This is a genomic window from Mesorhizobium prunaredense (genome assembly GCF_900156895.1).
Taxonomy (GTDB): domain Bacteria; phylum Pseudomonadota; class Alphaproteobacteria; order Rhizobiales; family Rhizobiaceae; genus Mesorhizobium; species Mesorhizobium prunaredense.
On record NZ_FTPD01000001.1, the window covers coordinates 411362 to 430603 of the forward strand.

Annotated in this window: 17 protein-coding genes and 1 pseudogene; 7 read left to right on the top strand and 11 right to left on the bottom strand. The window is 64.1% G+C overall.

All coding sequences use genetic code 11. The features are described 5' to 3' along the window. Positions 1-130: 130 nt before the first annotated feature. The gene (locus BQ8794_RS02015; protein WP_077372305.1) at positions 131-1015 is read right to left on the bottom strand and encodes a LysR family transcriptional regulator; all 885 of its coding nucleotides are present in this window, start codon (positions 1013-1015) and stop codon (positions 131-133) included. 165 nt (positions 1016-1180) lie between these two features. On the opposite strand from BQ8794_RS02015, the gene BQ8794_RS02020 reads away from it, so the two are divergent. Both BQ8794_RS02020 and BQ8794_RS02025 read left to right on the top strand, forming a co-directional pair. Further along, positions 1181-2077, top strand: a complete 897-nt coding sequence (locus BQ8794_RS02020; RefSeq protein WP_174654347.1) for an MBL fold metallo-hydrolase — start codon at positions 1181-1183, stop codon at positions 2075-2077. Between the two features lie 397 nt (positions 2078-2474). Further along, complete coding sequence (locus tag BQ8794_RS02025; RefSeq protein WP_077372308.1) at positions 2475-3626, top strand: CapA family protein; 1152 nt, start codon at positions 2475-2477, stop codon at positions 3624-3626. Between the two features lie 27 nt (positions 3627-3653). Here BQ8794_RS02025 and BQ8794_RS02030 read toward each other — a convergent pair whose 3' ends face one another. After that, entirely contained in the window at positions 3654-4061 is a 408-nt protein-coding gene (locus BQ8794_RS02030; RefSeq protein WP_143744425.1) for a c-type cytochrome, read from the bottom strand. Positions 4062-4163: 102 nt separating this feature from the next. Continuing rightward, positions 4164-4523, bottom strand: coding sequence for a hypothetical protein (locus tag BQ8794_RS02035; protein WP_077372311.1), 360 nt, complete (start codon positions 4521-4523; stop codon positions 4164-4166). Between the two features lie 360 nt (positions 4524-4883). Here BQ8794_RS02035 and BQ8794_RS02040 point away from each other — a divergent pair, with 360 nt between their 5' ends. Further along, positions 4884-5393 (top strand): hypothetical protein, encoded by a 510-nt coding sequence (locus BQ8794_RS02040; protein WP_143744426.1) that lies wholly within the window; start codon positions 4884-4886, stop codon positions 5391-5393. Between the two features lie 11 nt (positions 5394-5404). Further along, positions 5405-6034 (top strand): helix-turn-helix transcriptional regulator, encoded by a 630-nt coding sequence (locus BQ8794_RS02045; RefSeq protein ID WP_143744427.1) that lies wholly within the window; start codon positions 5405-5407, stop codon positions 6032-6034. A gap of 216 nt (positions 6035-6250) precedes the next feature. Here BQ8794_RS02045 and BQ8794_RS02050 read toward each other — a convergent pair whose 3' ends face one another. The 5 genes from BQ8794_RS02050 to BQ8794_RS02075 form a co-directional block, all read right to left on the bottom strand. After that, positions 6251-7135 (bottom strand): patatin-like phospholipase family protein, encoded by an 885-nt coding sequence (locus BQ8794_RS02050; RefSeq protein ID WP_077372323.1) that lies wholly within the window; start codon positions 7133-7135, stop codon positions 6251-6253. A 37-nt stretch (positions 7136-7172) separates the two neighbouring features. Next, positions 7173-8585, bottom strand: coding sequence for a M16 family metallopeptidase (locus tag BQ8794_RS02055; RefSeq protein ID WP_077372326.1), 1413 nt, complete (start codon positions 8583-8585; stop codon positions 7173-7175). A 189-nt stretch (positions 8586-8774) separates the two neighbouring features. Then, complete coding sequence (locus BQ8794_RS02065; protein ID WP_077372329.1) at positions 8775-10139, bottom strand: M16 family metallopeptidase; 1365 nt, start codon at positions 10137-10139, stop codon at positions 8775-8777. 94 nt (positions 10140-10233) lie between these two features. Further along, the gene (rsmD, locus tag BQ8794_RS02070; RefSeq protein WP_077372332.1) at positions 10234-10788 is read right to left on the bottom strand and encodes a 16S rRNA (guanine(966)-N(2))-methyltransferase RsmD; all 555 of its coding nucleotides are present in this window, start codon (positions 10786-10788) and stop codon (positions 10234-10236) included. Further along, on the bottom strand, positions 10769-12961 hold the full coding sequence (locus tag BQ8794_RS02075; RefSeq protein WP_077372508.1) for a pseudouridine synthase: 2193 nt from the start codon (positions 12959-12961) through the stop codon (positions 10769-10771). Before BQ8794_RS02075 ends, rsmD begins: the two co-directional genes overlap by 20 nt. A 176-nt stretch (positions 12962-13137) precedes the next feature. Between BQ8794_RS02075 and BQ8794_RS02080 the strand changes: the two genes are divergently transcribed. Next, complete coding sequence (locus tag BQ8794_RS02080; RefSeq protein WP_077372335.1) at positions 13138-13590, top strand: nucleoside deaminase; 453 nt, start codon at positions 13138-13140, stop codon at positions 13588-13590. 29 nt (positions 13591-13619) lie between these two features. On the opposite strand, the gene BQ8794_RS02085 is transcribed toward BQ8794_RS02080, so the two are convergent. Together BQ8794_RS02085 and ileS are read right to left on the bottom strand one after the other, a co-directional pair. Beyond that, entirely contained in the window at positions 13620-14297 is a 678-nt protein-coding gene (locus BQ8794_RS02085; RefSeq protein WP_077372338.1) for a hypothetical protein, read from the bottom strand. A 304-nt stretch (positions 14298-14601) separates the two neighbouring features. Beyond that, positions 14602-17589, bottom strand: coding sequence for an isoleucine--tRNA ligase (gene ileS / locus BQ8794_RS02090; RefSeq protein ID WP_077372511.1), 2988 nt, complete (start codon positions 17587-17589; stop codon positions 14602-14604). 55 nt (positions 17590-17644) lie between these two features. On the opposite strand from ileS, the gene BQ8794_RS34340 reads away from it, so the two are divergent. Next, a complete protein-coding gene (locus BQ8794_RS34340) occupies positions 17645-17986 on the top strand; it encodes a hypothetical protein (RefSeq protein WP_143744428.1) in 342 nt (113 codons plus the stop codon). 14 nt (positions 17987-18000) lie between these two features. After that, positions 18001-18258, top strand: coding sequence for an antitoxin Xre/MbcA/ParS toxin-binding domain-containing protein (locus BQ8794_RS37245; protein ID WP_077372341.1), 258 nt, complete (start codon positions 18001-18003; stop codon positions 18256-18258). Here the strand turns inward: BQ8794_RS37245 and BQ8794_RS02100 are convergent. Next, positions 18199-19010 (bottom strand): annotated as a pseudogene (locus BQ8794_RS02100) (MipA/OmpV family protein). The gene BQ8794_RS37245 and the pseudogene BQ8794_RS02100 overlap by 60 nt on opposite strands. Positions 19011-19242 lie beyond the last annotated feature (232 nt).

Sequence of the window (19242 nt, forward strand, 5' to 3'; positions counted from 1 at the left end):
AATGAGCCCCCCTCTGGCCTGCCGGCCATCTCCCCACAAGGGGGAGATCGGCAGCTTCGGCCTCGGCGCTTCAAGCGTTTCGGCCCTCAGCGCCTCGCCCCAAGCTTACGGCGCCCGCGCCCTCCCCGCTTCAAACCGTCTCCTGCTCAGCCGCGACCAGCATCTCGACAAACCTTGTCACCTTGGGCGGCCGAAAACGTGCGGCGGGGTAGACTGTGTAGATGCCTCCGGAGGGCAGCCGCCATTCGGGCAGGATGTGGACGAGCTGGCCCGCGGCCAGCTCATCCCGCACCAAAAAATCCGGCAGCACCGACAGGCCGGCGCCGGCGCGGACGGCCGCCAGCACTGCCGGCGTCGCGTCGATGGCGATCGTTGCCTGCATGCGCACGGCCTCATGCTCGTCGCCGCGCGAAAATTGCCATAGCAGCGGCTCGCGCAGCGCCATGTTGGCGACGAAGGGCAGCCCGGCCAAGTCTTGCGGTTCGCCGGCCTTGAAGCGCCAGGCGAACTCGGCGCCGCACACCATGAATTGCCGAAAGATGCCGATCCGCCGCGCCTGCAGGCTGGAATCGGCCAGCCAGCCGACTCGGATCGCCACGTCCATCCCACCGGACGCCAGGTCGATGGTGTCGTCGCCCAGCGTCAGCTCCACCCGGCAGGCGGGATAGCGGGCGCTGAAGGCGGCGACCACCGGCACCACCGCCGAGGTGCCGTGATCGTTGGGCGCCGCGATGCGCAGCGTGCCGGTCGGCTCGGCGGCAGCCTGCGCGAGCTCGTCGAAGGCGTCCTCGGCCTGCTGCAGGACGTTTAGGCAGCGGGCATGGAATGTCCGGCCGGCTTCGGTCGGATGGACGCGCCGCGTCGTGCGGATCAGCAGCGTCGTTCCGACATCGCGCTCCAGCCGCGCCACCTGCTGGCTGACGACCGCCTTGGTGATGCCCAGCCGCTCGGCGGCCCGGGTGAAGGAGCCGGCGTCGACCACCGCGGCGAAATAGGCCAGCCGGTTCAGGTTCATGCGTGGTTCATGGCAGGGGCGATCCTATTGTCAGGCAACGGCATACATTACGTCTATTTTGTTGGCCTTCAATACGCATTCCGTCTTTGCCATCTTGCTGAGATCGAGGCTGCGCGGGAGATGCGCTCGCCCGAATTCGGCATTCTGAAGCCCCAGGAGACATCCATGTTCACACGGAGAGCCATCATGAAAACCACCCTCGCCGCCGGCGCCGCCGCCGTCTTCGCTCCCGCCGGGCTTGGAAACGCAGCCGGCGGCCTTTCCTGGAAACATTTTCCGGCCGGCGAAACCGGCTTCTTTCGCGCCCCGGTGCTGATCACCGGCGCCTCCGAGGCGCTGCTGATCGACGGCGGTTTCACCTATTCCGACGGCCGCGCCGTGGCCGAGGCGATCAAGGTGACCGGCAAGACGCTCACCACCATCTATGTCAGCCAGTCCGACCCGGACTATTATTTCGGCCTCAAGCCGATCAAGCAGGTTTTTCCACAGGCACGGGTGATCGCCGCTGCCGAGACGGTGGCCGCCATCAATGGCAGCGTCGACAAGAAAATCGCCGTCTGGGGGCCGCAGCTCAAGGACAATGGCCCGCAGGCGCTCGCCGATGTCGTCATCCCCGAAGTCTTCGACGGCAAGACGCTCACCGTCGATGGCGAGACCATCGAGATCGTCGATGCCGAAGGCCTTGCCAACCGGCGCTATCTCTCGGTGCCGTCGCTGAATGCCGTGTTCGGCGGGGTGATGATTTTTTCCGGCGTGCATGTCTGGACCGCCGACACGCCGACCAGGGAACAGCGCGCCGCCTGGCTCGCCAATCTCGATACGATTGTTGCCAGCAAACCTGAAATCGTCGTGCCCGGCCACATGACGCCGCAGGCCGCCACCGACCTTTCGGGCGTCGAGCATACCAAAACCTATCTCATTGCCTTCGAGGAAGAACACGCCAAGGCCAAGGACGCGGCCGTGCTCAAGAGCGCCATGGAAGCCCGCTTCCCCAACCTCGGCATGGGCGTTGCGCTCGACATCGGCTCCAAGGTCGCCACTGGCGAGATGAAGTGGGGCTGAGACACGACCTGGGTTCCTCGCCCACCGCGAAGCGGGGGAGAGGTGGCCGCCCACGGGTCTTGCCTTTGGCAAGCCCGAGGACAGGCTCCGCGGCCGGAGAGGGGGCTTTCGTAAGGCGCAGTCCCCTCTCCGTCTCGGCTTCGCCGAGCCACCTCTCCCCACTTTTGTGGGGCGAGGAACCCAAGCTGGAATGAAGTCGCGCCGCCCCCTCACCCAACATTCTGAATCCGTCCCCAGGTGCTCTTGGTTCCCCAGGTGCCGGAGCGAAGCGCCTCGAGCTGCGCGATCCGGCTGTGGTCGACGAACAGATTGATCTCGCGGCGCGCGATCCGATCCGCGCAAATTGGGCTGGGAACCCCTTGGGGTCACCGGGTGTTGGCGGGGAAGGAGGTCCAAGATGCCGCAGATCTCGAACAACGCCGCCGCAGGATCTGAACGGCCCGTTCGAAGCAGCGCAAAACTGTTCCTGTGCGGCGACGTGATGCTCGGGCGCGGCATCGACCAGATCCTCGCCAGTCCGGGCGATCCGCACCTCAGCGAGCGCTATGTCAAATCGGCGACGACCTATGTCGAGCTTGCCGAACGCGTCAATGGGCCGATCCCGAGAAAGGTCGACGACACGTATGTCTGGGGCGATGCGCTCAGCGAATTGGATCGTGAAGCGCCCGATGCGCGGATCATCAATCTCGAGACCAGCATCACCACCAGCCTGTCCTTGGCGCCCAAGGGGATCAATTACAAGATGAACCCGGCCAACATCGGCTGCCTGGCGGCGGCACGGATAGACTGCTGCGTGCTCGCCAACAACCATGTGCTCGACTGGGATGAGCCTGGCCTCGTCGAGACCCTCGATACGCTCCGACTTGCCGGCCTCGCCTATGCCGGGGCCGGGCTTAACGCGGACGAGGCGGCGGCGCCTGCCGTCATTGAACCGGCCGGCGGGGGCCGCGTGCTGGTCTTCGGCTTTGCGCTCGAGACCAGCGGCGTTCCAGCTTCATGGGCAGCCGGAGCTTATAAGCCAGGCGTCAATTTGCTGGCGGATGTCTCGGCCCGGTCGCTCAAGCAGATCGCCCGATCCGTGCAGGCCATAAAACAGCCTGGCGACCTCGCGGTGGCCTCGATCCACTGGGGCGGCAACTGGGGCTACCAAGTCCCGGCGGAAGAACGCGCGCTTGCCCATGCACTCATCGATGTCGCCGGTTTCGATGTCGTGCATGGGCACTCCTCCCACCATCCCAAGCCGATCGAAATCCATCACGGCCGGCTGATCCTCTACGGATGCGGCGACTTCCTCACCGACTATGAGGGAATCACCGGCAACGAAACGTTTCGTGGTGAGCTTGCGCTGATGTACCTGCCGCGGCTCGCCATACCGGACGGTACGCTTGTTTCGCTCGACCTCGTGCCGTTCCAGCTCGCCAGGTTCCGGCTAAACCGCGCCCTGCGCGAAGATGCCGCCTGGCTCGCGGCCATGCTTGAGCGCGAGTGCTCACCTTTCGGCACGCATGTGGCGCTCGGGAGCGACGACCGTCTCGCTGTCCTTTGGTGAAACGCCTGCGGTCGGCAGGCAATGGCACTAATTTTCAAGCCGCTCGGGCCGACCCCGGCCAAGCGCACCGTCGGCGCGGGCCTGCAAATAGGCGTAGATGTCGTCGATGTAAGGAGCGACATTGGGGTCGTCGGCGAAGCCCTTCATCACCGAAGCGCCACTGCGCACGCCGTCGCGAACATTGCGCCGAAAGACCTCGATGCCGGGCAGCCGGTCGACAAGCGCCGAGGCGAAGGTCGAGCCCATGCCGTCGGGGCCATGGCAGTGATTGCAGCTGCCATGGTAGCGACGAAAACCGTTATAGGTTCGCGCATCGACCTTGTTGCCGACGACGTCGTAGAACTTGCCCGGGGCCAGCTCAGCTTGCGAAGACGCGGCTAAGCCGGCGCCAACGGTCAAGACGACGACAGACGAGAGGACGAACCATGCAGACATTGTCTGTCGCCCAAGTTGCAGGCTCATCCAGCGCCGCCGCAACGCGCATGTCCCCGGATCACTCGATGTTGGATCACTGATGTTGGATCACTCAACCCTGGATCAGTCGACGGCGAGCTTCGGAGAAGAAACCACGATCCCATCTATCGGATGCGGGCTGACGACAAGCTTGCCGCCGACACGCGATATCTCGATGATCTGGTCCGACTCGCCCAGCTTGCCTGGCACGGAGACCGCGACTATCTGGTTCTCGGTCAGTGTCGCCACGAAACGCACCGGCAAGCCAGCCTCGCCCTGCGCGATTGTGGTGACCACCCGATAGCCGTCCTCCTGAGGCGTATAATAGACGACACCAAGGAAGCCGGCGAGATCGATGCTTTCAGCCTTCATGGCTCCAAGCTCGCCGGCATGCGCGGGCGTCGCCGCCATGCAAAGTGCTGCAAAAGCAATGTATCTGTACATAATGCTGCTCCATCCCGAATTGTCCGGGTCGAACCCGGCTTAAGTTTCAGCAATAGGCGGTCGCGCGCCGATGATAGTCGGCGCACGCAGGCAGAATTCTTGATTAGTCCCCCCGGCTGAATCACAGTGGCAAAGGCCCGCGAGCCAGGAACGCGCTGAACCGCACTGCTTGTCACAGTTAAGTGTGACCTTATCTTCTGGGGCGAGAGTATTTCACCGCCCGGGTGCTTGCGCATCCCCTGTTTGGGGGAGATAATCGGAATTTAAGCGATCGCTAAAGTTGGAGAAGCGAGAGCACCTGTGAGAGGGCGCGGCTTTCCGCCCGCATCGGACGCGCTGTCGACATGCGAGGGGCCGTCGATGGCCAAGGCATTGTCGCATCATGAGCTGTCGAAGCTGATCGGCACGATCTACGATTGCGCACTCGACCCGGAGCGATGGGAGCACGCGCTTGCCGGAATCAGGGATGCGCTCGACGCCCAGACTGCGGTCCTGCAGCTTGACGACCTCGCCAACGACCGGCTGCTGATCTACAGGACCGTCGGAATAGAGCCATACTGGCTGGAGCAACAGGCGAAATATATCCCCGAGATCCACGCCCGGCTGCTCGAGGATCTCTCGACATGGCCTTCGCTCGATATGCCGCATGTGGTCTCACGCCATATCCCTCAAACCTACCTGGAGACCTCCCGGTATTTTCAGGAGTGCCTGAAGCCGCAAGGCCTGGTCGACGTCATGTCGTTCTTCCTGATCCACACCCCTACCGCCTTGCCGGCTTCGCCGTTGCCCGACATAAGCGGCAAGGCATTATCACCGAGCGCGAAATCAAGCTTGGCAGACTGTTGCTGCCGCATGTGCGCCGTTCGGTGATAATCAGCAACATGCTGGACATCGGCACTGTCGAGCGCGCAGGAATGGCCGAGGCGCTCGATGCGCTCACATGCGCCGTGGTCCTCACCAATGAACGTGGCGCCGTCCTGCACGCCAACCGCTCGGCCAAGCACATGCTGCGGAGCGGCGGCCCGATCCAGGACGTCCATGGCATTCTGCAAGCGAAGATCCCGTCGGCTTCCAAGGAACTTCACAGCGCCATCATGCTTGCGGCTCAGGATGAGGCCAGCATCGGCAAGACAGGGCTTGCCGTCCTCCTTAGCGAATCCGGCCTGCCGCCGGTCTTCGCCCGCGTGCTGCCGATGGCCGGCGGCGACCTGCGCGCCGGCATGGAACCCGCGGCGGTAGCCGCGGTGTTCGTCGGCAATGCACCGGACGAGCATGACGCCGCTGGAATGCTGGCGAGAGCCTTTGGGCTTACGCTGGCCGAAACCCGCGTGCTCGCCAGCCTTCTCGCCGGGCACACCCTGGCCGAGACCGGCGCCAGCTTTCACATTGCCGGCACGACCGCCAAGACGCATCTCGACAACATCTTCCAGAAGACCGGCGTCTCCCGCCAGGCCGATCTGATGCGCCTTATCATGCAGATCGTTCCGCCCGCCGGGCAGCCCGGTCCCTGAACCACACCTCATTCACCGCTTTGGAAACAGGTATCCAACGCCGCGGATCGTCTTGATCAGTTCCGGCTTGGCCGGGTCCAGTGCCGGACCGGGAAGCGATCAGCCAGACGGTTCAGGTCCGGCGGAATACCGCGGAAGGTCTTCTGGGGGCCTGTCGCGGTGCAGATGTTTCAAATGTTCAGCGCCTGCGCTTGTTTCGATGGAGGCCGCCAGGCGTCAGACTTTCCGCGCCACGCCCCCCACCTGCTTGGTGCGCTTGCCCGTGTCGACCCTGGCCCGCGTCTCCACCGCCTTTTCGATCTCCCGCTTCAGCTCGTCTTTGATATCAGCCGTTTCGGCCATCAAGGCATCGATCTTCATGAAATCGAGCACGCGGTATTTCGACACCGCCGGCCTGACCAGTATGTCCGGCTGGCATTGCCTCAGCTTGGCGGCGATTATCGACTGCATCATCAATTGCGTGGCGCCGAACATCAGGTCGACGGAGGTCGGGTATTTGCGCCCGCCTTTGGTCGGCGCGCCAACGACGTCGACGGCTATGATGATGTCGGCGTCGTGCTCGATCAGGTCGAACGGCACCGGATTGTAGATGCCGCCGTCGATCAGCAGCCTGCCGTCGCGCATCACCGGTCGGAATACCGCGGGAATAGCCGCCGAGGCGGCAAGCGCCGAATGCAGGTCGCCGTCGCTCAGCACGGCGAGCTTATGGCCGAAGAAATCCGTGGCCGTCACCTTCAGCGGTATTTTCAGCTCGGCGAAGCTTTCGGGTATGGCGTCGGGCATGAATGCCTTGAGGATGCGCTCGACATTGAACTGGGTGACACCCAGCCCGCCCTGCAGCGCCTCGGCAAAGGTGCCTGGCCGCGCCCGCCACATGCGCGCCGCCACCTCGGCGCGGCGGCCAAGGATCGAGCGCATGTAGCTGTGAATGTCGCTGCCGGCCATGCCTGAAGCCATGCCGGCGCCCATGATGGCGCCGATCGATGAGCCTGATATGGCGACCGGCCTTATACCCAGCTCGTCCAGCACCTCGATGACATGGATATGCGCCAGCCCGCGCGCGCCGCCGCCGCCGAAGGCGATGCCGAAGCTCGGGCTCATCCCCTGCTCCTCATTTGGCCCTGCCCCCCATTTGGGCTCATTCCTCCTTGGCCTCGCCGTGCTTCGGCCCGACGACCATGATGGCCGGCTCGGCGGAAAGCAGCTTTTTCGCCGCCGCCTTGACCTGATCCAGCGTCACCGCGTTGATGAGGGCGGCGCGGCGCTGCATATAGTCGCTGCCGAGATTGTCGAGCTGCAGCTCGAGCAGCGTCGCGGCGATGGCGGCGGAGGAGTTCAGATTGTTGATGGCGTAGGCGCCAATAAAGTATTTCTTGGTCGCCGCCAGTTCTGCTTCGGTCGGCCCTTCCTGGGCCATGCGCTTCACCACCTCGCGCACGACAGCCAAAGTCTCGGCCGCCCGATCCGCGCGGGTCGCCGTAGTGATGGCCAGGGCGTTGGCGTGCTGGTGGTCGACCAGGTCGGAACTGACGCTGTAGGCCAGACCGCGTCTTTCACGCACCTCTTCGAACAGCCGCGAGGTGAAGGCGCTGCCGCCGAGGATCTCGTTCATCAGAACCGCGGCGAAGAAATCCGGCGCACTCCGCTCGACGCCGGGATAGGCGAGTTGCAGCGATGTCTGGGGCTGATCGTAATTGACCTCGAGCTGCTGGTTGAGTTTCGGATCGACATCGGCGACCGCGCTGAGCGCCTGATGTTGCGGCAGGCCGCCAAAGACCAGATCGAGCTTGTTCTTCAACGTCTCGGCATCGATGGCACCGACCACCGCCACATGCAGGCCATCACAAGCAAAATTCGCCTTGTGAAAAGCGATGAGATCGTCCGGCGTGATGGTGGCGATGCTTTGCCTGGTGCCCTCTTCGGGCCGCGCATAGGGATGGGTGCCGTATAGTGCCTCCAGCCATTTGCGCTGGGCGAGCGTCTCCGGGTCAAGCTCGTTGGCGATGATGCCGGACAGCACTTGCGCGCGGATGCGGTCGATTGGCGCCTGGTCGAAACGCGGCTCTGTGACCGCCAGCCGCAACAGGTCGAACGCCCCGTCGCGCTGCTCGGCAAGCATGCGCATCGAGCCATAGATGCCGTCGCGCGCCGCTTCGAAGCTCATCTCGGCGCCGACGTCGTCGAGCTTGATCTGGAAGCCCTCGCTGTCGAGATTGCCGGCGCCCTCGTCGAACAGGCCGCTCATCAGATTGGCAAGGCCTTCCTTTCCAGCGGGATCCTGCGTCGTGCCGCCGTCGAAGGCGAAGCGGATGGCGACGAGCGGCACGGAGTAGTCCTCCACCAGCCAGGCGGTGATGCCCTTTGACGACGTCACCTCCTGGATGCTCATGGCCGCACGAGCGGAAAGCGCCGGCAGGACGAGGAAGACGAGGGATAGGAGCAGGGTGACCAATTGGGTGGCGACGCGCTTCAGGGCAATCGCTTCGGATAAATGGTAGCTTCCGACTGATTTTCGAGACGAGTAGCTGTCGGAGTCAGCGCCGCCACTCATCGCCCTGCCGGGCACTTCTCCCCGTATAGAGACGGGGAGAAGGGGCTGGCCGCAATGCGGGCGCCCTTCTTCCGAACGATGGTGATTGGCGAAACCGTCGATGACAGCGCCCCTCTCCCCGTCACTATACGGGGAGAGGATGCCGGCAGGCAGGTGAGGGGCAGCGCAAACGCTCAACCTCGTCATCGATCAATTCCCTGCCTGTGTCTGCGGCAAGAGATAGCCTGATGTCGAATGGTTGAGATTGAGATAGCGCGCCGCAACCTGCCTGACTTCGTCGGCGGTGACCTTGCGGATGCGGCCCGGCCATTCCTCGACATCCCTGACGTTGCCGCCGGTGGCGAGCGTCGCGCCGTAGATGTTGGCCATCGAATCCTGCTTGTCGCGGGCGAAGATCATCGAGCGGACGAAACGATCCTTGGCCTTCTCCAGCTCGCCTGATGTGACGCCCTCGCTGGCGATGCGGGCGACCTCGGCCTCGACCGCCGCCTGGACATCGGCCAGCTTGGCGTCGCCGCGCGGCGCGCCGTAGACGGTGAAGTTGGTGGCATCGAGCATGGTGCCCTGGAAAAAAGCGCCGGCCTCGGCGGCAATGCCTTGCTTGACGACAAGCTGCTGGTACAGCCGGCTGCGGCTGCCGCCGCCGAGGATCTCCGCCAGCAGGTCCAGCGCTTCCGCTTCGCCCGCCTTCGCAGTGTGATAGGAGGGAACCACCCATTGCGTCGAAAAATTCGGCACGCTGACACGCGCGTCAGCGAGCGTCACCGTGCGCCTGGTGTTCTGTTCGGGTTCGACCGGACGGATGCGCGGCGGCAGGTCTGGACCACGCGCGACCTTGCCATAGGTCTTTTCGGCCAGCGCCTTGACCACCTGCGGCTCGACATCGCCGGCCACCACCAGCACGGCGTTGTTGGGCGTATAATATTTGTCATAGAAAGCCTTGGCGTCGGCGCGGTTCAGCTTCTCCATCTCCTGCATCCAGCCGATCACCGGAATGCGATAGGGCTGGTTCTGCCAGAGCGTGGCGTCGACCTCCTCGCCGAGCACTGCCTGCGGATTGCTGTCGATGCGCGAGCGGCGTTCCTCGAGGATGACGTCGCGCTCGGTGGCGATGACGTCGTCATTGAGGATGAGGTTGCGCATGCGATCGGCCTCGAAATCCATCATCTGCTCGAGCGCCTGCGGCACCACCGTCTCGTAAAAGGCGGTGTAGTCATAGGAGGTGAAAGCGTTGTTCGAACCGCCGATGGCGGAGACGGCGCGGTCGAACGCGCCGGCCGCATGGTTGGTCGTCGCCTTGAACATCAGATGCTCGAAGAAATGGGCGGTGCCGGACTTGCCCGGCGGCTCATCCGCGCTGCCGATCTTGTACCACACCATGTGAGTGACGATCGGCGCGCGGCGATCGGGGATGACAACGACCTCCATGCCGTTGTCGAGCAGGAAATTCGTCACCTTGCCGTCGTCCGGCTTGTTGTCGGCGAGAACCGGGCCGGTTATCACGAGAGCCAGCGCAAAAAGCGTTCCGCGCAGCCAATCACCCTGAGATGTCATCAACGACTCCGGTTGTCATGGGATGGGACGATAGGCGGGGGTGTTGCCACAGGCAAATTGATTTGTTCGTCATTTTGAAGGCGCTGCGCTCCCTTCATCCAACCTCGATAAAGCGGATAACCGTCTCGCCATAGCTGCGCTCGTCGACAACCGAAAAGCCCGGCCCTGCCTCGAACGGCGCCGCTGCCGCCTCCTCGATGACGCAGAGCGCGCCGGGGGCGAGCCAGCCGCCGGCCTTGGCCGAACGCAATGCACGCTCGCCCAGGCCCTTGCCATAGGGCGGGTCGGCGAACACCAGGCCGAACGCGGCCATCGTGCCCGCCTCGCCCAGAGCCGTAGCGTCGCGACGGAATATCTTGGTACGCCCGGTGAGGCCGAAGGCCTCGACATTGGTGCGGATCAGACCGCGCCCTTCGGCTGATTCTTCGATGAAGACGCCATAAGACGCGCCGCGCGACAGCGCCTCGAGGCCGAACGCGCCGGTGCCGGCGAACAGGTCGAGCACGCGCGCGCCGACCAGCCTATCGGGGAAACGATGCGCCAGCACGTTGAAGACAGCCTCGCGGGTGCGGTCGGTGGTCGGGCGGATGGCGCTTGTGCGGGGCGTCGCCAGCGGACGCCCGCGAAACTCACCGCCGACGATCCGCATTGCCTCCCCTTGATCCTCCAGGACCACTGCGCGGCCGGTCGCCGCGTTTGGCACCGTCACCCTCGGCACCACGCGGCTTGCCGAACGGCTTTGCGCCTCCGGGTTTTCCCCCTCCCGGTTTTCCATTGGCGGGCTTGCCATAAGACGGCTTGAACGAGGCCTTGCGTTCCTTGGCTTCGGCCGCCTTGGCGGCATCAGCGTCCGCCCTGCCCTTGCCGATCGGCCGCGCGCCCGGCGCCATCCAGACATTGGCCTTGCGCTGGCCCGGCGGCTCGATCGGGCGCTGCTCGCGTTCGGACTTTTTCCCGCCGCCCGGTTTGCCGCCGAAGCCGCCCGGCCCGCTACGTTCAGATTTGGGGCCGCGATCGGCAAAGCCGCCGCGTTCGGGCCCGCTGCGTTCAGATTTAGGGCCACGCTCACCAAAGCTCTTTTCCGCCCCGAAGCTTCTGCCGGGACTTGTCGACAGCTTGCCCAGCGCCTCGTCGCGGCTGCCTTCGCGGCGCTTGCGGTTCTTGATCAGCCCGCCTTCGCCGATCGGACGGCGTTCGCCATCGCGGGTGAATTTCGGCCGCTCAGGTTCCTCTTCACGCACCGCTTCGCGCCGCACCGGCCTGTTGGAAAACGGCTTGGTGATCTCAGCGTCGAAATTGGCACCGGACTCCTCGACCAGGCGTTCGCCGAGCTGGTCGCGCAGCACCCGGCCCTTGATCTCCAGCACATGGCCCTCGGGCAGGTCGTCGAGCTGGAACGGTCCGTAGGAAATGCGGATCAGTCGCGTCACGTCGAGACCAAGCGAGCCCAGTATGTTCCTGACCTCGCGGTTCTTGCCTTCGCGCAGGCCAAGCGTCAGCCAGGCGTTGGTGCCTTGCTCGCGGTCGAGCGTCGCCTCGATGGCGCCATAGAAGACACCGTCGACGGCGATGCCTTCGCGCAAGCCGGCGAGCGCACTTTCCTCGACCTTGCCGTGGACGCGCACGCGGTAGCGCCTGAGCCAGCCGGTCGCCGGCAGTTCGAGCACGCGCGCCAGCCCGCCATCATTGGTGAGCAGCAGCAGGCCTTCGGTGTTGATGTCGAGCCGGCCGATGGTCATCAGCCGCGGCAGGTCGGCCGGCAGCACGTCGAAGACGGTCTTGCGGCCCTCGGGATCACGATTGGTGGTGACGACGCCGGCCGGCTTGTGGAACAGGAACAGCCGGGTGCGCTCGATCGGCGGGATCTCCATGCCGTCGAGATGGATGATGTCGCCGGGCATCACATTGAAGGCGGGCGAGGACAGCACCCTTCCATTGACCTTGACACGGCCGGCCGCGATCAGTTCCTCGGCATCGCGACGCGAGGCAAGGCCGGCGCGGGCCAGCCGCTTGGCAATGCGCTCACCAGCCTCTTCCGTTGCTTCGGCGGGACGCGGGCGTGGCTTGAAGCCGCCCGATGCCCCTTGGGGGCGATCACCGGCAAAATCGCGCTTGGGCCGATCGCCGAAGTCGCGTTTAGGGCGATCGCTGAAGTCTCCCCTGGGACGGTCGAAGCGCCTTTCGCTGCGCTCGCCTTCGGCAGCCGCCGGCCGGTCGCCGCGTGGCGCATAGGGTTTTCGAGGCGCCTCGCGCTGTTCATAAGGCTTGCCTTCAGGGCGTGGCCCCTTGATGAACGGCCGGTCGCCACTCTTGAAGTCGCGCTTCGGCCGCTCGCCGTCAGCCGCCATCGGGCGGTCGCCGCGCGGGGCGTACGGCTTGCGTGGCCCCTCATGGGGCTTGCCGTCAGGGCGCGGCCCCCTGCTGATCGGCCGGTCGCCGCTTTTGAAGTCGCGCTTCGGCCGCTCGCCGTCGGCTGCCATCGGGCGGTCGCCGCGCGGGGCGTATGGCTTGCGCGGCCCCTCACGCTTTTCATAAGGCTTGCCGTCGGGGCGCGGCCCCCTGCTGATCGGCCGGTCGCCGCTTTTGAAGTTACGCTTCGGCCGCTCGCCGTCAGCGGCCAGCGGGCGGTCGCCGCGCGGCGCGTAAGGTTTTTTCGCGCCGAAGGATGGCTTGCCGCCCTTGCCGGCAGCGGCATCGCGACCACGCGGGCCCGATGGTTTCGGGCCGTTCTTGCCCGAACCCTTTTGGCCCGAACCCTTTTGGCCCGGACCCTTTTGGCGCGGACCCTTCTGGCGCGGGAGTTTCTTGTCTTTGTCGTCCATGTGGCTTTTGCTCGTTTGCACTCCAGCGCCGCGCGTCCGTACGGACGCGCAAACGACGCTGTAGGACTTTGATTTGGCGCATGATCCCTTGCGAAACCGATTCCGGTTTTCGGGATCATGCGCTAGATAACAGGATCACGCCGGAGTAGCGAGGAGATAATAGGAATGGAAACCGCTTGAAGCGGCCGGATTTCATGGCGCTGGCGCTGAAGGAGGCCCAAGCCGCCGCCCTGCGCGGCGAAGTGCCGGTCGGCGCGGTCGTCGCCAGCGGCGATACGGTCGTTGCCAGTGCCGGCAACCGCAGCCGCGAGCTTGCCGACCCTACGGCCCATGCCGAGATGCTGGCGATCCGCGAGGCCTGCCGCAAGCTGTCAAGCGAGCGGCTCACCGGCCACGATCTCTATGTAACGCTGGAGCCCTGCGCCATGTGCGCCGGCGCCATTTCCTTCGCCAGGCTGCGCCGGCTTTATTTCGGCGCCGCCGACGAGAAGGGCGGCGCTGTGGTCAACGGCGTGCGCTTCTTCGCCTCACCGACCTGCCACCACGTGCCAGACATCTATCCAGGCATGGCCGAGAGCGACGCGGCGCTGCTTCTGAAGGATTTTTTCAGGGAGCGACGCGAACTGTAGCGTCGGCAGCCTACCCTAGCGCCTGCAGCCTACCACGGCAGCCAGTCGAACATACCGCCGCTCTTGTTCTTGGCGGCCGCTTCCCTCTTGAGGCGGCGTTCTTTCTTGTACTCGTCCTCGCCGAGGTCGTCGACCGGCGCGGTGCCGGCAGCGGCGCGGTATTGCACCGGCGGCTCGCTCAGATATCTGCGGGTGTTCGGGTCACCCTGCTTTTGTTCGGCGAGGCGGCGCTTGACCTCGGCGGCGCGGCCCTTGTCCGAATCCGCCGGCGTCCAGGCCGGCGGATGACTGGAAGCCGACTGCTTCATTGCAGCCTTGATCGCGGTTTGATCCGTCTGGACGTCATCGACGATCTGCGCCTGGTAGGACGGATCGTCCTGATTGAGCGTGGCCTCGGCACGCAGGCGAGCGCGGCGTTGCTCGGGCGATTCCGGCCAATCGGCGCTTGCCGTCGCGATGCTGTCCTGCGGCGGCGGCAGTTGCTTCTGGCCTGGCGCCGGCTTCACCAGTTCGGGACGCGGCTTGTAGTCGATCTTTTCCTTGTTCTTCGGCATGACTGAAAAAGCGCTGGTGAGATCGCCGGCAAGCTGGGCGGAGGCGGTCTTGTCGGTCCCGTAAGTCGGCGAGCCCATGCAGCCGGACAGGGCCAAGCCGGACACGACAAGCGGCGCCAGCAGCGCAACGCGCGCGCAAGTTCTTTCGGTCATGCCAAAAAGTCCCACTCTAGACAGCCTCTCGATCGCCACCGGCCAAAGGTCCGGTCCCCATCGCCTATGCTCTTCCGACGGAAATCCGGCGACAATTTGTCGTCCGGAGTTTCGCGTGTTTATCTCAACCACTCGTTAAGGGCAACGAGCGGGGGCCGATCAGTCGCCTGCCGTGGCATTTGTGCACCGATATGGCGCCCTGGCATGTCGTTATCCCAAAACCGCTACACACTTTTGGGCGACATGCATTCTGGCCGTGCATGTCGTTATCCCAAAACCGCTACGCACTTTTAGGCGACATGCATTAAAGTCGACCAAGCGCCTTCAATTCATGCAGCACCGCCGCGTCCCGCGCCGAAACGTCGGGGAATTCCTTGTCCTGCCCGACATCGGCCGTGTATCGCCATGAGCGCGCGCATTTGAGCAGACCCCGGTCCTCGGCCTTCTCGACCACCACGGCGACGCCCTTGACGTCGTCCAGCGTGAAGGCGCCAGAAGGCGCGTTGCCATGCGCGATGACCAGATCGCTGGTGATCGCCATTTCGGCCATGTCGACATCCGATATCGCCGCTTCGAGCGCCGCATCATCGAGCGTGACGACCGGCACCGCTTCTAGTGACGAGCCGATGACCTTCTGGGCGCGCGCGATCTCCAGCGCGCCGGTGACGACACGGCGAACCTGCCGCACCTTGCGCCATTTTTCCGCCAGCGCCTCGTTCTTCCAGTCGGCCGGGATTCGTGGAAACTGGTCGAGATGCACCGAGACGGCGTCCGGATGACGGTCGAGCCAGGCCTCCTCCATGGTAAAGGGCAGCATCGGCGCCAGCCATTTCACCAGGCAGTCGAACAGATGGCGCACCACCTGCACTGACGCCTTGCGCTTCACGCTGGACGGCGCCTCGCAGTAGAGGGCGTCCTTGCGGACGTCGAAATAGAAGGCCGACAGCTCGACCACCATGAAGTCGAGCAGCGTGCGGGTGATGCGCTTGAACTCGAAGGCGTCGTAGCCCGCGCGCACGACTTCATCGAGTTCGGAGAGCCGGTGCAGCATCAGCCGCTCCAGCTCCGGCATCTTGTCCAGCGGCACGTCCTCGCCATCGTCATGGGCAAGCGTGCCCAGCATCCAGCGGATGGTGTTGCGCAGCTTGCGGTAGGCGTCGATGTTGGTCTGCAGCACGTTCTTGCCGAGCCGCTGGTCTTCCCAGTAGTCGGTCGTCACCACCCATAGTCGCAGGATATCGGCGCCCGACTGTTTGATGACGTCTTGCGGCACGACAGTATTGCCGAGCGACTTCGACATTTTCCGCCCCTCCTCGTCCATGGTGAAACCATGGGTGACGACGGTGTCGTAAGGCGCCCTGCCCGTGGTGCCGCAGCTTTCGAGCAGCGAGGAGTGGAACCAGCCGCGATGCTGGTCGGAGCCTTCGAGATAGACGTCGGCCGGCCATTTCAGATCTGGACGATCCTCCAGGGTGAAGACATGGGTCGAGCCGGAATCGAACCAGACGTCGAGGATGTCCATCACCTGCTGCCATTTCGAGGCATCGTGATTGCCGAGGAAACGCTCCTTGGCGCCGGCCGCAAACCAGGCGTCGGCGCCCTCCTTCTCGAAGGCGTCGATGATGCGCTGGTTGACCGCCTCGTCGCGCAGAACGTTGCCGTCGGCATCGGCGAAGACGGCGATCGGCACGCCCCAGGCGCGCTGGCGCGACAGCACCCAATCGGGGCGCTCCTCGATCATGGCTCGGATGCGGTTTTGGCCGGCGGCCGGCACGAAGCGGGTGTCGTCGATCGCCTTCAGGGCACGGCTGCGCAGCGTCGTGCCGTCGCCGAGCTCCTTGTCCATAAAGACGAACCATTGCGGCGTGTTGCGGAAGATGATCGGCTTCTTCGACCGCCACGAATGCGGATAGGAATGCTTCTGCCGCCCGCGCGCGAACAGCGCCTTGCGCTTGATCAACTCGTCGATGACCGCCTGGTTGGCATTGCCCTTCTTGCCGTTGTCGTCGATGACGCGCGCCGCACCGCCCTCGCGGTCCGCGCCAAAGCCTGGCGCATCCTTGGTGAAGAAGCCGGCATCGTCGACGGTGAACGGGATCGCGGTGTCGATGCCGCGCTGACGAAGGTCCGAAGCCGCATCCATCCAGGCGTCAAAATCCTCGCGGCCATGGCCCGGCGCCGTGTGGACGAAACCGGTGCCGGCTTCGTCGGTGACATGCTCGCCGGCGAGCATTGGGACGTCGAATTCATAGCCGCCATTCAAACCTTTGAAGGGATGAGAAAGCGTAAGGCTTCCAAGCTCTTCGGCCGAAATGCTACGGAGGCGGTCCATCGTCAGCTTGGCTTTGGTCGCAGCCTCTTCCGCCAGCGCGTCGGCAAAGATCAGCCTTTCGCCAGTCTGCGGGCCGAAAGCATTCTCGGCCGCAGTGACCTCGTAGAGGCCATAGTTGATGCGTGGCGAATAGTTCACGGCACGGTTGCCGGGGATGGTCCATGGCGTGGTCGTCCAGATAACGACATCGGCCTCCAGCAAGTCCAGTGACGTCTGCGTAAGCTTCGGATCCAGCTTTGCGAGTTGTCCATCGATGACGTCGGTGACTCGCCGGGCAAGGCTGACGACCGGAAACTTCGCCCAGATCGTGTCGCTCTCATAATCCTGGTATTCGACCTCGGCCTCGGCCAGTGCGGTGCGCTCGACCACGCTCCACATCACCGGCTTCGAGCCGCGATAGAGCTGGCCCGACATGGCGAATTTCAACAGCTCGCCGGCGATGCGCGCCTCGGCATGGAACGCCATCGTCGTATAGGGATTGTCGAAGTCGCCGACGACGCCGAGCCTCTGGAACTCGCCGCCCTGCACCTTGATCCAGTGCGCGGCGAACTCGCGGCATTCCTTGCGGAACTCGTTGACCGGGACCTCGTCCTTGTTCTTGCCCTTGGCGCGGTATTGCTCCTCGATCTTCCATTCGATCGGCAGGCCGTGGCAATCCCAGCCGGGCACGTAGTTCGAGTCGTAGCCACGCATCTGGAACGAGCGGGTGATGACGTCCTTGAGGATCTTGTTCAGCGCATGGCCGATATGGATGTTGCCGTTGGCGTAGGGCGGGCCGTCATGCAGCACGTATTTTTCGCGGCCGGCGGCGTTTTCGCGCAGCTTGCGGTAAAGCTCCATGTCCTGCCAGCGCTTGACCAGCAGCGGCTCCTTCTCGGGCAAGCCGGCGCGCATCGGAAAATCCGTCTGCGGCAGATAAAGCGTTTTGGAATAGTCGATCGTTTCAACAGTGTCGGTCATCGGCGTATCGGTCATTGGTCTGCCATATGCATTGCCCGGCAAAAGAGCCCCGGCGTTGAACTATCATGATCTGGAAAAAGCGCGAGAGGCCGCGCGCAAAATTCCCGGCGGCTCCGGCGGCGCTCAGGCCGCCCGGAACACCGGGCTTGTAATTCGTATCGCGATCGCGAGTGCGCGAGGAAACTGCGTCATGACCGGGCTTTTAGACGAGGCCGGCCCCATTGAAAAGCCCGAACTCTGCTGCTTACCCCAGGAGCGTTTGCCAATTGCGCCTATGTTTGTCGGCAGATGGTATTGGAAGACCAACATTCACGGTTGTATTTCACAGTTTAGCGCACCGGAAGGAACGAAATGTGACCCTGACGATTGCCGATTCCGGCCGCGCTCTGCGACTTGAACGCATTTTCAACGATGGCGGATCGCGTTTTCGGCAATCATGAAAAGGCGCAGCGGTGGCTGCGCAAGCCAAGTCGGGCGCTCAACCAAGTGCCCATCGATCTCCTGCAATCGGAAGCAAGGTGCCACGCTTGTGGAAGGCGAACTCAACCGCATCGCCTACGGCATAGTCGCCTGAGCCATGCGGCCACGCGCAATACACAACCTGCGACATCACATCGAGAAATCGAAGCGATAGGTCGTCGATACGCCGATCGTGAACTGATCCCTTGAGCCGCGCTCCTTGACCAGGCTGGAATCGGCCGCCGGGCCCATCAGCCGCGAATATTCGCCGAACAGGCTGGCCGTCATCGGCTCGGTCACTTTCCAGGTCACCGCGCCGCCGAGGCCCGCCGACTCGACGCCTCCGCCCGGTCGGTACTGGCTGAGGCCCGACGCTGCGGCTTCCTCGGCGTCGACGCCATAATAGGCGTCGAAATAGTCCGACGAGGCGAACGAAACGCGCGGCCCGCCCGAAATCCTGACCTCCGGCGTCACATCGTAGAATGCGTCGGCGGCGATGTCGGCGACGAAGCCGCTATGGGCGCGAACGCCGTGCCGCAAATCGGCGCGGGCGCGCACCCAGTCCAGAGGATAGAATTCGAAGAAGCCGCCTGCCTCGCCGCCCCAGCGCACCGGGTCAAGGCCTCTCAGCTCGTCGGCGTCGTCGCCATCGCGCGAAAACAGGATTTTTCCGGCCAGGCCGGCGCTGAAGCTGCCATCGTCGATCAACCCAGCGAGATGTTGTCGTTGCGCGAGGTGAAGCGGGCCGCAGGACCGGCCTTGCCGAGCAAGATGATCGGCTGGGCGGTGAGTATATAGCTCTTGCTGCCTTCGAAATCGGGGGCGACCAGGCCGGTGGCGCCGACTGTCAGATACCAATCGCCGGACATCCAGCCGAAAGCGCCCTCGCCGGCTTCGGCGAGACCGGGACCCCCAAATATGAAGGCGGCCAGAACCACCGGACTCGCTCGGACAGAACGCATCGTTACTCCATACGTCGAACACGTTGGCCGACACAACTAGCCTTCACCAGCCATGGCGCCCGCTCGGTAAAATTTGATTTAATATCCGTAACATCGGCGGCATTGGTCGTACTGTGTGGCCCCACAAGATCCCCTCGGATCAAGACGGCTGGAACGCGCCAGCAGTTGCCATCCGGCTTTCCAGCCTGGAATGTCTCGGCTGCTGTTGGAATTTGGCAATAGCCGTATCAGC